The 15113-nt window shown below is 71.9% G+C and carries 20 protein-coding genes; 19 read left to right on the top strand and 1 reads right to left on the bottom strand.

The window, feature by feature from the left end; genetic code table 11:
* The first annotated feature begins 45 nt into the window (after window positions 1-45).
* The 7 genes from ACWC5O_RS33015 (at window position 46) to ACWC5O_RS32985 (ending at window position 3017) form a co-directional block, all read left to right on the top strand.
* Complete coding sequence (locus ACWC5O_RS33015; protein WP_450590677.1) at window positions 46-267, top strand: WhiB family transcriptional regulator; 222 nt, start codon at window positions 46-48, stop codon at window positions 265-267.
* Window positions 264-797 (top strand): hypothetical protein, encoded by a 534-nt coding sequence (locus ACWC5O_RS33010; RefSeq protein WP_450590678.1) that lies wholly within the window; start codon window positions 264-266, stop codon window positions 795-797. The genes ACWC5O_RS33015 and ACWC5O_RS33010 overlap by 4 nt, the downstream gene beginning before the upstream one ends.
* On the top strand, window positions 794-982 hold the full coding sequence (locus ACWC5O_RS33005) for a helix-turn-helix domain-containing protein (RefSeq protein ID WP_450590679.1): 189 nt from the start codon (window positions 794-796) through the stop codon (window positions 980-982). Before ACWC5O_RS33010 ends, ACWC5O_RS33005 begins: the two co-directional genes overlap by 4 nt.
* Before the next feature lie 298 nt (window positions 983-1280).
* Complete coding sequence (locus tag ACWC5O_RS33000) at window positions 1281-1616, top strand: hypothetical protein (protein ID WP_450590701.1); 336 nt, start codon at window positions 1281-1283, stop codon at window positions 1614-1616.
* 23 nt (window positions 1617-1639) lie between these two features.
* A complete protein-coding gene (locus ACWC5O_RS32995) occupies window positions 1640-2233 on the top strand; it encodes a phage tail tube protein (RefSeq protein WP_450590680.1) in 594 nt (197 codons plus the stop codon).
* A gap of 80 nt (window positions 2234-2313) precedes the next feature.
* The gene (locus ACWC5O_RS32990; protein ID WP_450590681.1) at window positions 2314-2604 is read left to right on the top strand and encodes a hypothetical protein; all 291 of its coding nucleotides are present in this window, start codon (window positions 2314-2316) and stop codon (window positions 2602-2604) included.
* Window positions 2605-2720: 116 nt separating this feature from the next.
* Window positions 2721-3017 carry a hypothetical protein gene (locus tag ACWC5O_RS32985; protein WP_450590682.1) on the top strand — a complete coding sequence of 99 codons (297 nt, stop codon included), beginning with the start codon at window positions 2721-2723 and terminating at the stop codon, window positions 3015-3017.
* A 217-nt stretch (window positions 3018-3234) separates the two neighbouring features.
* Here the strand turns inward: ACWC5O_RS32985 and ACWC5O_RS32980 are convergent, their stop codons facing one another.
* A complete protein-coding gene (locus ACWC5O_RS32980) occupies window positions 3235-3624 on the bottom strand; it encodes a hypothetical protein (RefSeq protein WP_450590684.1) in 390 nt (129 codons plus the stop codon).
* A gap of 86 nt (window positions 3625-3710) precedes the next feature.
* Here ACWC5O_RS32980 and ACWC5O_RS32975 point away from each other — a divergent pair, with 86 nt between their 5' ends.
* The 12 genes from ACWC5O_RS32975 to ACWC5O_RS32920 all read left to right on the top strand — a co-directional run bounded on the left by ACWC5O_RS32975 (window position 3711) and on the right by ACWC5O_RS32920 (window position 14986).
* Window positions 3711-4232 carry a hypothetical protein gene (locus ACWC5O_RS32975; protein WP_450590685.1) on the top strand — a complete coding sequence of 174 codons (522 nt, stop codon included), beginning with the start codon at window positions 3711-3713 and terminating at the stop codon, window positions 4230-4232.
* A gap of 49 nt (window positions 4233-4281) precedes the next feature.
* The gene (locus ACWC5O_RS32970) at window positions 4282-5259 is read left to right on the top strand and encodes a hypothetical protein (protein WP_450590686.1); all 978 of its coding nucleotides are present in this window, start codon (window positions 4282-4284) and stop codon (window positions 5257-5259) included.
* Between the two features lie 23 nt (window positions 5260-5282).
* Complete coding sequence (locus tag ACWC5O_RS32965; RefSeq protein WP_450590687.1) at window positions 5283-6107, top strand: hypothetical protein; 825 nt, start codon at window positions 5283-5285, stop codon at window positions 6105-6107.
* On the top strand, window positions 6094-8484 hold the full coding sequence (locus tag ACWC5O_RS32960; RefSeq protein WP_450590688.1) for a hypothetical protein: 2391 nt from the start codon (window positions 6094-6096) through the stop codon (window positions 8482-8484). The genes ACWC5O_RS32965 and ACWC5O_RS32960 overlap by 14 nt, the downstream gene beginning before the upstream one ends.
* On the top strand, window positions 8477-8683 hold the full coding sequence (locus ACWC5O_RS32955; protein WP_450590689.1) for a hypothetical protein: 207 nt from the start codon (window positions 8477-8479) through the stop codon (window positions 8681-8683). Before ACWC5O_RS32960 ends, ACWC5O_RS32955 begins: the two co-directional genes overlap by 8 nt.
* Window positions 8680-9330: a hypothetical protein gene (locus ACWC5O_RS32950; protein ID WP_450590690.1), complete on the top strand. Its 651-nt coding sequence runs from the start codon at window positions 8680-8682 to the stop codon at window positions 9328-9330. The genes ACWC5O_RS32955 and ACWC5O_RS32950 overlap by 4 nt, the downstream gene beginning before the upstream one ends.
* Before the next feature lie 20 nt (window positions 9331-9350).
* Window positions 9351-10193, top strand: a complete 843-nt coding sequence (locus ACWC5O_RS32945) for a peptidoglycan-binding protein (RefSeq protein ID WP_450590692.1) — start codon at window positions 9351-9353, stop codon at window positions 10191-10193.
* 12 nt (window positions 10194-10205) lie between these two features.
* Window positions 10206-10436: a hypothetical protein gene (locus tag ACWC5O_RS32940; protein ID WP_450590693.1), complete on the top strand. Its 231-nt coding sequence runs from the start codon at window positions 10206-10208 to the stop codon at window positions 10434-10436.
* Window positions 10433-10687, top strand: coding sequence for a hypothetical protein (locus ACWC5O_RS32935; RefSeq protein ID WP_094215896.1), 255 nt, complete (start codon window positions 10433-10435; stop codon window positions 10685-10687). Before ACWC5O_RS32940 ends, ACWC5O_RS32935 begins: the two co-directional genes overlap by 4 nt.
* Window positions 10688-10846: 159 nt before the next feature.
* Complete coding sequence (locus tag ACWC5O_RS32930) at window positions 10847-12109, top strand: FG-GAP repeat domain-containing protein (RefSeq protein WP_450590694.1); 1263 nt, start codon at window positions 10847-10849, stop codon at window positions 12107-12109.
* A 193-nt stretch (window positions 12110-12302) separates the two neighbouring features.
* Window positions 12303-13781, top strand: a complete 1479-nt coding sequence (locus tag ACWC5O_RS32925; protein ID WP_450590695.1) for a VCBS repeat-containing protein — start codon at window positions 12303-12305, stop codon at window positions 13779-13781.
* 173 nt (window positions 13782-13954) lie between these two features.
* Entirely contained in the window at window positions 13955-14986 is a 1032-nt protein-coding gene (locus tag ACWC5O_RS32920; RefSeq protein WP_450590697.1) for a YIP1 family protein, read from the top strand.
* Window positions 14987-15113: the final 127 nt, after the last annotated feature.

The raw sequence follows: 15113 nt of genomic DNA, 5'->3' as shown, positions 1-15113 counted from the left end.
GCACGTGTCGAACAAATATTCCATTTACTCTGGGAGGCACCGTACGTGACCAGCGAACTCGACTGGCGCAGGGCTGCAGCCTGCGCGAACCTTCCACCCCACCTCGTCTTCACCCGCGACCCCTCCGACGCCCGCCGTACGTTGCGCGCATGCAACCAGTGCCCCATCCGGCGGGAGTGCGAGGCCGTAGTCGATCCCGCGCACACCTGGTTCGACGGCGTCAGCGGCGGGCGGCTGTGGCGCAACGGACGGGCGGTCGCCGTATGAGCCGTACCCCTCTCCCGGACCACACCGGAGCCGCCGTCTGGATCGGCTCGCTCCTCAAACGGTTTCCCGAACTCGTCGCCGAGCTGGCGCCCGCGGCCCACGGGGGGCTTCGGGAACGGCGTGGCGGCGGGCCCGTCGGCGGCACCACCGTGCCCGTACGACTGCACGTCTGCGACGTCCTGCGCGACATCACCGACGGCGTGGTCGAACTGGAGGAGGCCGTGCGCGAGCGGCTCGGCCTGCGGTCCGTGCAGCCCGCCCCCGTACCGGTGCGGCTGCGCCGGATCGCCGGGCTGCTGGAGCGGATCGCCGCCGACCCCGACCTCGCCGCGCACGTCGAGGACGAGACCCGGCGCATGGCCGCCCGCTGTGCCCGCACCCTCGGCGACCCCGAGCAACTGGTCCGCCTGCCCGGACGCTGCCCCGCCTGCGACTCGGTCTCACTGCGGTCCTTCCCGGAGCGGGCCGAGGTGCGATGCGTGAACCCCGCGTGCGGGGCCCCGCAGACCGTCGAGGAGGTCACTCCATGAACACCCCTCTCATCACCGCCGAGTTGGCCGCCGCCGAGGCCGGTGTCAGCCCCGCCACCATCCGCAAGTGGGTGCAGCGCGGGCATCTGCGGCCCGCAGGCACACAGGGCAGGCGGCAGCTGTACCGGCTGGAGGACGTCTTCGCCGCCGAGCGGGCGACGTACCGCGCTCGCGCCCCTCGCTGAGGCAGTCGTACGTCGTCAGGGCCCCGTCGCACGAATCGCGACGGGGCCCTCTCGCGTGCCACAACTACCCCTGAAACAACCTCAGTTGCGGGATCGGTGGCCCCCCGTCACACTGAATGCAGCGGCAGAGCTGCGCCCACATCCCGGGCGGCGGACCTGCCGCTTTCTGCTGCCCGGAAACCCGGGCCTCTCTCACCGAAACTCCCCGCATCTCCCCGAAGGGAGCGTCCATGTGGCGATCCTGAACTTCCCCGACGTGGAGCGGCTGGTCGTCGACTTCCTGAAGAACCGGACCGAGATGGCCGGGACCACGGTCGACAACCGGCCGCCCGCCGGGTTCGACGGCACCCAGCAGGTCGTCCTCGTCTCCCGCGCCGGCGGCGCCTGGATCGACGACCTGCACCTCGACCGTCCGCTGGTGGACCTGGAGGTGTACGGGCCGGACAAGACCACCGCGCTCGTCACGGCGGGCACCGCCCGCGCCTGCGTGCTGGAGCTGGTCGGCACCCAGTACGGCACCGCTCTTGTCACGGATGTCGACGAGGCCGACGGGCCGCGCTGGCTGCCGGACTACAACCGGCCGGCCGGCAACCGCTACCTCGCCACGCTCCGGCTCTCGATCCGCCCGGCATGACCGACCAACACTGAGGAGTACACATGGCAGGCTTCAAGAACGCCGAGATCCGCATCGCCGGCACCGGCAACGTCTGGTGGGCGCCGGCCGGCACCACCGTCAAGGAGACCACCCCGCTGGCCTCCCCGTGGGTCAACCTGGGCTTCACCTCGTCCGACGGGGTCAAGTTCAACAAGAAGGACAAGAACGACCCGGTCGACACCTGGCAGTCGATGGCCCCGGCCCGCTTCATGCTCTCCGACCGGGACCTGACCCTGAAGTTCCAGCTGCTGCAGATCAACAAGGACACCTTCCCGTTCTACCTGGGTGTGCCGTCGTCCTCGATCGTCGCCTCCGGGTCCACCACGGAGACCACCGCGCAGAAGATCGAGATCTCCGGCGCCCCGGGCGGCCAGGACCAGCGCGCCCTCGCGATCGACTTCGCCGACAACAACGGCACCAAGGACCTGCGCTACCGGCTGCTGATCCCGTACGGCGCCGTCTCCGAGGTCGAGGAGCTGTCGCTGAGCCGCTCCGGCGCGGTCAAGCTCGGTGTCACCTTCACCGCGCTGTCCGGTGACGACCCGACCAAGCCGCTGGCCACCTGGCTGGTCAACGACCCGGCCGCGCTGGCCTGACCGCCGTAACGCCCGCAGTGTGCCCGGCGTGTGCGCACACGCCGGGCGCCCGCCCCCAACTCACCCACAGGGAGCCCGACATGACCGCCTTCGACGTCAACGCCGCCCGCGCCCAGCGCCTGGAATCCCTCGGCCGGGACTGGTCCTTCGCCCTGGACGGCGACCGCTTCACGCTGCCGACCGAACTCACCCGCACCACCGCCCGCAAGCTGCGCGACCTCGACGACAACGACGTGGACGGGCTGCTCCAACTGCTCCTCGGCCCCGAGCAGTTCGCCCGCTTCGAGCAGCACGACGTCACCATGCAGGACATCGCCGCGATCCTGGAGGCCTACGGCAAGGAGACGGGGCTCGGCCTGGGGGAAGGCTGAGCCTCGGCGCGCTCGTCGAAGAGCACGCCGAGGCCCTGGAGGCGGACCTGCTCCGCCACTACGGCGTCGACCTCCTGGACTGGCACCGCGGCCGGCTCTCCTCGCGCCGGCTCGCGGTGCTGGTCCGGCACCTGCCGCGCGACAGCGCGCTGCTGCGGGAGCTGCACGGGGAGGCCGCGGAGTGGTCGGTGACGGACCACCTGCTGGCCGCGGCCGTCGACAAACTCGCCGAGGCCAACTGGATGTTCGCCACGGTCAACCGGGACGAGGACAGCGAGCCCCTGGCGTATCCGGAACCGGTACCCCGGCCGGGCCAGCCAACCGGGCCGGGTGCCGAGGAAGAAGGCGACGGCGTCGGACCCTCCGCGGGCACACCCTCGGCCAAGGAACTGGCGGCATTCTTCCGCTTCTGACGGCCGGTGCGTCACACCAGCAGCTGGATCACCCCGAATAGCCGGGGTCCTTCGAGTCATACATCACGTCGAGGTCCCGGAATAGTCCTGAGAAACGGAACCGGACTTTACATCAACGGGCGCGAATCGATACGAGATACCCGTCGGCAGCTTGCCGGAATCACGGATCTCAACCGCGTGACTTTGCGCCCATGCTCACGCAAGCCGTGAGCGGGGGTCACATGTAGGAGATCCCCGTCAGCACGAGCAGCACGGTTGCGATGCCGCCGACGATCCACGGCACGATACCCCGGCCCAATTCCGACGCCATTTGCCCGTACGAGGGATGCACAGGGTCGTAAACGACGTCCACCGTCTGACCGATTCCCGCCGGAGGAAACGTGTAGTGCTGGGTCGTGATGGCGTACTGCGCGCCGTCGACCTCGTACTGGAGCCGCAGAGCCACCGCCCCCTCCTTGTTCCGGCCCTGATTGACGCACCGGGCGCGCACGTTGACTCCCCGGCGCCGCAGCGCTCCGTCACGCCAGATGAACAGGATCGCCCCGGCCAGAACAGGGATTCCGAAGATCAGGACAGCCGGCCCGTATTCGCGCAGCCCGTCGAGCACGTTCCCCACCCCTCCAGCGTCACCGGCACCTCAGCCGTCACAAAACCTTAGGCCATGCGCCCACCCCATCGGAAGCAGGAGGAAAGGTGACCAACCGCACCAACGAAGAGGTCTACGAGAAAGTCGTCGAAGTCAAGACGCTCCTGGCTAGCCGACAGGACACGTGGGTCACGAAAGCGCACTTCGACAAGGCGATCCAAGGTCTCGGCAAACCCGCAGGCGGCAAAGGGGAAGACAAAAAGAAGGAGGAGGACAAGCCGGGCCTGGTGGAGCAGCTCTCGCCCCTGACCGGCCTGTCCGACGTCATCGGCAACCTGCTCAAGAAGGAATGGCTTCCGGCCACCGTCGCAGTGGTGGCGACCCTCGGCTTCAACAAGCTCCTCAACTGGGATGTGCTGGGGAAGAAGCTGCTGGACAGAGTCGGCCTGGAACTGAAGAGCGAGAAGTTCTTCGGCGTGGGCTCCGCCCCCAAGCCGGGCGGCCAGGTAGCGGTCAGCCAGATCGACGTGGACCGTCTGAAGAGCATGCGCAGTGCCGCCGTCGCCCTCTCGCGGTCACTGAGCGATCTGCACAAGGAGGCCAAGCAGGCCGCGGGCCAGATCGCCTGACCCCACCCCCCGATCGGGCCGGCACCTCCGGCTCAGGAAGGAGCTTCCCGTGTCCCTCGCCAGCAGCCTGGCCACGGCCACCCAGTCCCTCGCCCGCTTCCGCAGTGCCGCCACACAGGCGTCGTCGTCCGCCCGCCAATTGCACAGCGCCGCCGCGCAGGGCGGGAAAAGCATCGACTCCATCAAGTCCGCCGCCAAGGGGGCGCAGGGCAGCCTCAACACGTCCGTCACCTCCACCGGCAAGTTCAAGACCTCCCTCGACCACCTCAAGTCCTCCTCCGCCAACGCCAAGAACGCCCTCCGTGACGTCAAGCGCCAGTCCGACGCCGTCGAGAAGTCCGTCGGCAACGCCGGCAAGAAGGCGGCCACGAGCGGGACTTCGATGAAGGGGTTCGGGACGGGCCTGAAGGGCGCGTCCCTCGCGCAGAAGGGGCTCAACACGGCCATGAAGGCGAACGCCTTCGGGCTGATCATGAGCCTGCTCGCGCCGCTCATCTCGCAGTTCATCAACATGGACAAGGTCTCCGCGGCCCTCGCCAAGGGCGTGAAGTGGGCCTGGAACGCCATCTACGGGGCCGTCAAGAACCACGCCGGGCCGATCAAGTCCGTCATGAAGGGCATCATCAACGCCTTCACCGCCCTGCCCCGCGCCTACATCAGCGGCCTCAACGCGATGATCGGCGCCCTGAACCGCATCCACGTGAAGATCCCGGGCTGGGTGCCCCACTTCGGCGGCCGCGAGTTCGGCATCAACCTGCCGATGCTGCCCAACATCCCCGCGCTCGCCCAGGGCGGCATCGTGCCCGCCCGCACCGGCGGCACCCTCGCGCTGCTCGGTGAGGCCGGCGAGTCCGAGGCCGTCATCCCGCTGTCGAAGCTCGACCGGGCGCTCGGCTCGGGCGGCGGCATGCACCGCCTGGCCGCCGCGGTGGAGCGGCTCGCCGAGCGGCCCGTCGTCGTCCAGGTCGACGCGCAGACCATCGCCCGCGCCGTGTTCCTCGGGCAGCGGCAGCTCGCCCGCCGGTAGCTCACTCACAGCAAGGAGTCCTCATGGGCAACCTCTGGATCGGCCCGCCCGGTGACCTCTACGAGATCGACCAGGCGGCCAAGTCCTTCGAGCGCGCCGCCGACCTCGGCGTCACCGAGTTCAAGGCGCTCTCCGGCCGGGTCACCCTCACCCGCACCGCGCCACCCGTCCGCCGGATCAAGCTGAGCTGGGACATGCTGGAGCCGGCGACCGCGCGCGTCCTGGACCGGCTCGCCCGCCGCGTCGACGGCGCCGGCCCGCTCGTGCTGATCGACCCCGCCTCCGGCAACGTCCTGGAGGCCGCGCAGGCCACCGGCCGGGGGCCGAGCGGGACGAGCGGGCTCGCGCAGTGGTTCCGGGTGTCGGCCACCGGAGCCGTCGCGGAGAGCACCCCCGGCGTCTTCGCGTTCACCGCCGCCGACGCCACCGGCCAGGTCGCCTGGCGCTGTGTGCCGTGGAGCGGCAACTTCCCGGCCGCCGCGGGGCTTCGGGTGTCCTTCCGCGCCCCGACCGCGTTCGCCGCCCTCGGCACGGTGTCCGTCGGCATCGACTTCAAGAAGGCCGACGGGTCGTATCTGAGTACGGCGTCGGCGACGGGGCCGTACGTGGCGGCCACGGTCCCCGCGGGCGCCACCTACCTCACCCCCACCGCCAAGACCGGTGCCGCCGGCACCTACTCCCTGGCCGGCGCCTGCCTGACGTACGGCGGTGACGGCGCCGCCGACGACGTACCCGGAGACGGGCTGCCCCAGCTGGCCGTCACCGGCTACACGGACACCCCGGGCCGCCCGCTGCCGTACCGGAACATCGGCGTCGACCTGGTGGAGGTGACCCGTGCAGCGGGCTGACCAGGCGACGAAGGACGCGCTCGCGGCCGGCGAGCGCACCGTCACGCACACCACCCGGCTGGGCGGCCGGGACGTCTCCGCGCAGGTGCAGTCCTGGCAGGTCGAGCGGTCGTACGCGACCGATCTGCCGGCCGCGATGCGCGTCTTCTCGGGCAGTTCGGCCGCCCAGCTCACCCTGCAACTGGGCGGCGATGGCGCGCAGTTGGCGCCCGAGCTGTACTCGCCGTGGGCGCCGCGCGCGACCGGGGACATCGCCCGCCCCGGCCAGACGGTCGTGCACGAGGCGGGTGTGGGCGGGAGCACGCTGCCCGCCTTCCGCGGCACCCTGCGCAACCGCAGCGCCGCCTCCGGCACCGACAGCGTGCAGCTCACCGCCCTCGACGGCGCCGAGCGGCTGCGCGCACCGGCCGAACTCCCGCGCCCGTACACCGGGTTGTACTGGGGCCGCCCGGTCGCCACCGCCACCTGGTGCGTGGACGAGCTGCTGCGCCAGGCCGGGATCCTCACCTCGCCCCCGCCGCGCGCCGCCCAGTTCGTCGCGGGCCAGCCGCTCAGCCTGGTGCACGCCACCCTGCACGGCGGCTTCGCGACCCCCTTCGGCATGCCGGAGGACCTGCCGGACCCGCGCCACTACACCTGGTCGCGGGCGGGAGCACCGTATGAAATGGCGCTGGTGCCCAAGGGGTTGCCGCCGGGCGAGTCCGGCGTGACCGCCTCCTGGTTCCCGCGCAGCCGGGTCACCGTGCCGGGCAGCCGGCTGTTCGTCGAGGCGTGGGTGAACAACGCGGTCGGCATCGGCGACACCGTCCGCCTGGACGTCGAGCTGAACCGCACCGGCACCGGCGTCGGCACGCTCTCCCTGGCCCTGGACTTCGTCAAGGGCCAGGCCGTCGTCTGGTCGCTCAGCAGCGATCCCTCCGTGCCCGGCAGCGGCCTGGTCTGGAGCGACAACGGCACCGCGATGAAGACGCAGCGGGGCGTGTGGCACGTCGGTGTGTTCCTCGACCTGACCACGGTGAGCGGCGGCAGCGCGCTGCCCGTCGCCACGCCCGTCATGACCGCCCCGAACGGCACGACCTGGACCGGCGTCGCCGGGTCCTTCACGGCCTCCAGCGGACCGCAGCCGGTCTCCGAGCTGCGCAAGGTGCGCCTGGTCACCGCCATGGCGGTGGAGAACGTCCAGGTCACCAGCGGTCTTGCGGCCGTTCCGTCGGCGAGCGACTTCTCCCAGGCCGGCGCCTGGACGAAGACCGCCCAGCTGGACGAGGCGATCCTGCCGCTGCGCACGATCCCCAAGGTGTCGGGCTCGCAGTGGGAGGCGATCGGGCAGATCGCCAAGGCGAGCATGTCGACGGCCGAGCTGGACGAGCGCGGCCGGTTCCGGTGGCGCAACTTCACCCGGTTCGCGACCGTGCCCAAGGACGCCGACCTGACCCTGACGTCGGTGCGGGACATCGCCGCGCTCACCGTCACCGAGGAGATCGACGCCTGCCGCAACTTCTGTGTGCAGCCCGCCAAGGACTACGGCGCGGTGGGGCTGGTGGCCGGCGACGCGGTCGTCGACAGCCTGGTCCGGGAGATCCCCGGCGGCGGCACGCTCACCGTCTCGTACACCTTCGGCGAGGACGAGTTGGACATCGGCCCGCCGGACACGGACGACGACAGCGTGACCAGCTCCGGCTCCAACTTCCGCGTGTCCGCCTCGCGGGCGTCCGGGGCGACGGCGGTCAAGGGCGCGGTGGACGCGATGGTGCGCCGCGAGGACGGCACGATCGTGCTGCGGCTGACCAACCGCACCGCGCAGACGCTGTACACGGTCACGCAGAAGGGTGAGCCGTCCATCCGCATCGTCCCGCTGCGGCCGGACAAGGATCCGGTGGAGCGGCAGGCGGTGTCGTACGTCGCCGGCTCGGCGAGCGAACGCTGGTACGGCCGCCAGGAGTTCTACGGCGACACCAGCGACTGGGTGCAGGACGTGCCGGCCGCCCGGCAGCTGGCGGACGCGATGCGGGCGGCGGGCGAATACCCGGTGCCCGTGTTCGGGGACGTCCAGGTGCTGTACGACCCGCGCATCCAGCTCGGTGACGTCGTACGGCTCGTGGACACCGCCGGGGCCGCGCTGGACACGCTCGCCTGGGTCGTGGGCATCACCACCGCCGCGGCCCCGGACGGCGGGATCCAGCAGACGTTGAGCCTGCGCGGTGTCCGGGCGAACGACGTGCCGCAGGACGCCGGCCTCACCCCGGACGCGCCCGCCCTGCCCGCACCGGCCGCGGCCGCCACGTACGCCGACGTCACCCGTACCTACGCCGCCCTCGCCGACCTGCTGGCGACGGGCGCCACCTGGAACGACGTGAAGGAGACCGCCCTTGTCTGAGACCCCGCCCGAGCCGCTGCCGGTGCAGCCTCCGCAGGAGTTGCTGGACGAGCTGGCCCAGGCGGCCGCGCCCGGCCCGGGCCCCGACGAGGCGCCGCCGCCGACCGACGAGGCGCCGCCACCCGCCGACGACGGCCTGCTGACGGTCGTCGTCGACGGCCCCGTCCAGTCCGCCATCGCACCCGAGGAGCGCGCATGACCACCCAGTACACCCCGCTGAGCAGCCTCCCCTACCCGCAGCCGAGCGACCCGGCCGACCTGCCGGCCCACCTCAAGGCCCTCGCCGACGCGCTCGACGGCCGTACCGTGCTGCGCTTCGCGGACGCCGCCGCGCGCGACGCCAAGGTGACCAGCCCGGTCGCCGGGATGCTCGCCTGGATCGGCACCCCGGGCCGGCTCATGTACTACACGGGTTCGGCCTGGGTCCCCGCCGCCCCGAGCCCGGTCTACAAGATCAACCTCGACGCGGGCGACACGACCACGGCGACGTACACCGAGACCCTCAACAACGCGGTCGGCGACCCGATGGCGGCCTCGTTCACCGCACCCGCCTCCGGCCAGGTCCTCGTCACGGTCGGCGGCTACCTCTGGTCGTCGGCGGCCAACTACTCCTCCTTCATGTCGGCCAACGTCCGCAACTCCTCCAACACGGTGGTGCTGGCGGCCGACGACAACCGGGCCGCGCTCGTCAACAGCACCTCCAAGGCGTCGGTGTCCGCCCAGTTCCTGGTCACCGGCCTGACCCCGGGCGCCGCGTACACGGGCACGCCCGCCTACCGCTCCGGCGCGACCACCAACACGGCCAACTTCGACAGCCGTTTCATCCGCATCGATCCGATCCCCTAGAGCCACCGGGAGAGCCGCCCATGGCAACCCCTCTGTCCGCCGACGCCTTCGTCCGCGCCCTGCGCGACGAAGGCGTCGGCGTCCGCGAGCACGCCGACTGGCGTACCCACAACCGCAACCACAAGGGCCCCTGGGGCCCGGTCCACGGCGTGATGCTGCACCACACCGCCGGCACCGACAGCCTCCGCCTGTGCCTGGACGGCACCGCGGCGCTGCCCGGCCCGCTCTGCATCGGCCTGGTCGCCAAGGACGGCACCGTCCACCTGGTGGGCTACGGCCGCACCAACCACGCAGGCTCCGGCTCCAGCGCGGTCCTGGCCGCCGTACGCGCCGAGCGGACCGCACTGCCCGCCCCCGGCCCGGACGCCGTCGACGGCAACTCCTGCTTCTACGGCTTCGAGATCGAGAACCTCGGCACCGGCCGCGACCCGTACCCGCCCGCCCAACTCGACGCCGCGGAACGCCTGTCGGCGGCCCTGTGCCGCGCTCACGGCTGGTCCGCCGCGAGCGTGATCGGCCACAAGGAGTGGACCCGCCGCAAGATCGACCCGTCCTTCTCGATGCCGGTCATGCGCACCCGGGTCGAGGCCCGCCTGGGCCTGCGTCCGGTGCCGTACGAACCCTTCCCGGGCGCCGCCTACTTCGTGCCCGGCCGCCGCGGCGCCCTGATCACGGCGGTCGGCGAGCGCCTGGTCGCCGAGGGGTGCGGACGGTACTCCGTCGGCCCCGGCCCGGTGTGGGGCGAGGCCGACGTCCGCTCGTACGCCGCGTGGCAGCGCAAGCTCGGCTACACGGGTGCCGCCGCCGACGGTGTGCCGGGGCGGGCGAGCTGGGACCGGCTGCGGGTGCCGCGCACGAGCTGAGGAGGCCGACCGATGACCGACGCCACGCGTCGCACCCTCCGAACGGCCGTACAGACCCTCGTCGCCCTGGTACCGCTGCTCGCCGGGGAACCAGCGGCCCGCGACGCCCCCGCCGTCGCCGGCGTGGTGGCGGTCGCCGCCGTGCTCACCCGCCTGATGTCCCTCCCGGAGGTGGAGCGGCTGCTGCCTTCCTGGCTGCGCAGGGCGGAGTCCGAGGAGGAGTCCGAGGAGGAGTCACCGTGACCACCCGCGAAGCGGAAGGAGTCGCCCTGGAACTCGAACGCCTCCGCCGCTCGGTCGACGTCGGCTTCGCCACCACCCGCGGTGACCTGGCCCTCCTCCTCCAGCGCGCCGACCAGACCGACAAGACCCTCGGCGACCACGAGGACCGCCTCGACGCCCTGGAACGCACCCGCTGGCCCCTGCCGTCCCTGGCGGCACTGACCTCGTGCGCGGCCCTCGCCCTGACCCTGTGGGAGGCGGCCCGCAGATGACCGCTCCGGCGCCCCCCGCCCGCCCCGGCAGGGGGGCGCCGCCGCGTGACCGATCCCGCACCCCCCGCCCCTTACCCCTCCCCTCGAACACGTGCATCATTGCGAGGTTGTCGGGCGACGGTGCTGACGAGGTGAACGGTGCGCGTACGAAGAGGCGGGATGTCCACGGCGGCCCTCTGCGCCACCCTGCTCCTCGCCGCCTGCGGCCCCACCGCCCCGGGCGCCGGCCACGACACCCCCACCCGCATCGCCGACGCCCCCGCGCAACTCCCCGTCCCGCACGGCAACGGCAGCAGGACCCCCGACGACTTCAACGGCGACGGTCACCGCGACCTCGTCCTCAACGACCTGGTCAAGGAGCAGAGTCACGCCGACGACGCCGGCATCGGGATCGTCTACGGCGGCCCGCACGGACTCGCGCCCGGCGCCCGGCAGTTGCTCGGCCCGAAGAAGCAGGCGGCGCCCACCAGGGGACAACTCCCGGCCGTCTTCGACGCGGAGGAGAGCTGCGACCTGGACGGCGACGGCTTCACCGACCTCGTCGTGTCGACCGACCCGCCGTACGACGGCCAGGGCCGGCCCCCGGTGCCGCTGCAGATCCTCTTCGGCTCCCCCGCCGGCCTGACCGGCCGCGCCGTGAAGCTGACCGTGCCGGACGCGGCCCGCTTCGGCAACGACTGGCCGGACCAGCCGGTGTGCGGCGACTTCGACGGGGACGGGAAGCAGGACCTGGTGCTGCACGCGTCCGGAGGCAGGCTGTCGTACCTGCGCGGCCCGTTCAGCCGCAAGGGCGCTCCGCGCGCGGCCGGTGCACCGCTGCCCTCCCCCGGCGAGGTGCCCGCCGGCCCCGCGGCCGACGTCGACGGCGACGGCTACGACGACCTCATCGTCCGTACGACGGAAGGCACCGCAGCCTCGGCGGTGGTCCTCGGCGGCCCCGGCGGCCCGACGCGCACCGGAGCCGTCCTGCCCGCCGGTGCCGACGTCGCCCTGGGCCGCTTCGGCAAGGGCAGGGCACTGGACGCGGCGGTCGGCGGCACGGCGGAGACGTCCCTGCGCTACGACCTCCCGACCGCCACACGGGCTGCCCTCGCCACCCCGGGCTCGATGCTCGACGCCGCCGACTTCGACGGCGACGGCCGCGACGAACTCGTCTCCAGCGGCTCCCGGCCGCGCCTCCTCCGCGCCGGTACGGCCGGCCTGTCCACGAAGGACGCGGTCACCGTCGTACCGCCCGCGCCCGGCACGACCCGTGTCCTCGCGGCCGCCGACTTCGACGGGGACGGGCGGGCGGACCTGGTGGTGCGGACCTACCGGGGCGAGACGAAGGACACGGTCGCCGTGTACCGGGGGACGAAGCGGGGGCTGCTGGAGGCCGAGCCGGCCGTGACCTTCTCCAGCTCGGAGTTCCTCACGCCGTAGCCGTGTCCACGCAGGTCACAGCGGCATCAAAAAGTTACCGAACTCATGTACAACCCTTACGCTCCGACGCCGGTCTCCTGATCGCCGAACGCTCCGTGAACCGCGGGACAACCCGCGACGAACACGGACGTCCGCACCCCATCGACTGGGGATGCCCCGCCAGGCGTTCCCGCATGCCGCAGGAGAATCACGCATGCACAAGCCTCTGCGACTCGCCCTCGCGACGGCCACCGCCGCCGCGCTGACGGGCGGTCTGCTCACGTTCTCGGCCGTGACCGCCACGGCCGCTGACTCCACAAGCGTCCCGCAGGCCGACTTCAACGGCGACGGGATCGGCGACACGGCCTTCTCCGCCCAGGGCGCCTACGTGGGCGGCAAGAGGGCGGCCGGCCAGGTGGTCGTCCTCTACGGCACCGCCACCGGCGTCTCGTCCGCCAAGCGCTCCACGATCAGCCAGGACACCGCCGGCAGCCCCGGCACCGCCGAGACCGGCGACTACTTCGGCACGGAGACCGCGTACGCCGACTTCAACAGCGACGGCTACGACGACCTCGCGGTCGGCTCCCCCGGCGAGGACGTGGGCGGCGACACCGACGGCGGCACCATCGCCATCCTGTGGGGCTCGGCCTCCGGCATCACCGGCAAGGGCGTCACGGTCGCCGACCCGGCCCCCACCGCGCACGACTACTGGGGCAAGAACCTCGCCGCCGGTGACTTCGACGGCGACGGCAAGGCCGACCTGGCCGTCGGCAGCTCCGCCGCCACCATCTACGTCCTCAAGGGCGGCATCAACGCCTCGGGCACCCCCGGCGGCAAGTACACGATCAAGCCCCCGATCATGGGCACCGCCGCGGACGGCCCGCTCAACCTGACCGCCGGCAACATCAACGGCGGCCAGGAGACGGACCTGGTGGTCGACGGCTTCGAGACCGACACCAACGAGGGCTGGAACCGCAACTACTACATCCCCGGCGGGGTGAACGGCCTCCACATGTCCGAGGCCATGACCCTGAAGCCCGGCGTGATCACCGCGATCGGCGACATCAACCACGACGGCTACGGCGACGTCGTCAGTGGCGCCTACTGGAACCCCACCGCCGGTGACGGCACCTCCGTGCCCGACTCCGGCAAGGGCGGCAAGGTCTGGGTGACGTACGGCTCCGACGGCGGCCCCCTCACCACCAGCGCCACCGGCATCACCCAGGACACGGGCAACGTCCCCGGCACGGCCGAGGGCAACGACTTCTTCGGCTACGAGCTCGACCTGGGCGACGTCAACGGCGACGGCTTCCTCGACCTCGCGATCGGCGTGGCGGGCGAGAACATCGGCACTGCGACGAACACCGGTGCGGTCACCGTCCTCTACGGCACCGCGAGCGGCCTGAACACCGACTCCGGCGCCCAGTTCTTCGCCCAGTCCACCGCGGGCGTGCCCGGCAACGACGAGGACGATGACGTCTTCGGCCAGGACGTCAAGCTCGACGACGTCACCGGCGACGGTAAGGCCGACCTGCTCGTCGGCTCCGCGGAGAACTCCGGCAACGGCGCGGTGACCTACCTGCCCTCCAACGGTACGAAGATCATCACCTCCGGCTCCCGCACCGTCTCCCCGAGCACCTCGGGCGTCTCCACGACGGGCACGCCGTACTTCGGCGCCAATTTCGCCGACTGAACAACCCGTCCGCCGGGCCCACCCCGTGGGCCCGGCCCCTTCCTTCGTCCTTGAACCCCGCGTCAGCAAGATCGACGAGGTGGACGCCGCTGGCACCGGCACCACGCCGACTCGGTGAAGGGCCGGTGAAACCGGGAGAATCCCTGGCGCGTCCCCTGACGGTCCCTTAGGGGATGTCACAGGTCGGCCGCAAAGCCGGGCCCGTACCCCCGGGCCCGGCACGTCACTCTCCGGGACCAGGTACGTTCGATGACGTGGCTGGATTCAGGATCGGACGCGGGGGCCGGGACAACCGCACCCCCCAGGGACAACAGGCTCCGCAGGGACCGTCGTACGGGCACGGACAGGGACGCGGACCCGGCGGCCGGGGACAGCACGGGCAGCCCGGGGCGCGGCCCCAGGGCCCGTCGTACGGCTACCCGTCGGCGCCGCAGCCGTCGTACCCGCCGCAGGGGCAGCCGTACGGCTACCCGGGCCCCGCCGACGACGGACCGGAGTACTTCGGCGACGGCGGCTACCCGGGCCAGGCCCACGGCGGCGGCCACGATCCGTACGCGGCGAACAACCCGGGCCACACCCAGGCCTTCTCGGTCGACGAGGCCGCCGGCTACACCCAGGGCGCGACCTACCACGCCGGTTCGGCCGCCCCGTCGGGCCCGACCGGCCCGCCCCTGCACTGGAAGGAACTGCTGAAGGGGATCATCTTCTCCCCCGACCAGACCTTCCTGCGGATGCGGGACTACACGATGTGGGCCCCGGCCCTGATCGTCACGTTCCTCTACGGCCTGCTCGCCGTCTTCGGCTTCGACGGCGCCCGCTCGGACGCGATCAACGCGACGCTCTCCAACGCGATCCCGATCGTCCTGATCACCGCCGTCGCGATGGTCGTGAGCGCCTTCATCCTGGGCGTGGTCACCCACACCCTGGCCCGCCAGCTCGGCGGCGACGGCGCCTGGCAGCCCACGGTGGGCCTGTCCATGCTGATCACGTCCCTCACGGACGCCCCCCGCCTGGTCGTCGCCATGTTCTTCGGCGGCGACGCGGGCTTCGTCCAGCTGCTCGGCTGGGCCACCTGGATCGGCGCGGGCGCCCTGCTGACCCTGATGGTCTCCCGCTCCCACGACCTGCCCTGGCCGAAGGCGCTGGGCGCGTCGGCGATCCAGCTGATCGCGCTGCTGTCGATAGTGAAGCTGGGCACGTTCTAGCGGCAGTGACATGAGAAGGGCCCCCGGCACAGGGCGAATTCCAGGGGTCGTTGCAACACAGTGATCAACTGGCTGTGGCCAGGAGCTTAGCGAGGCGCTCGGCTGGGGTTTCCCAGCCGAGCGTTTT

The organism is Streptomyces sp. NPDC001450 (assembly GCF_053597295.1).
Note: the sequence above shows the minus strand (reverse complement) of the source record. Positions and strands in the feature narration are given on the sequence as shown.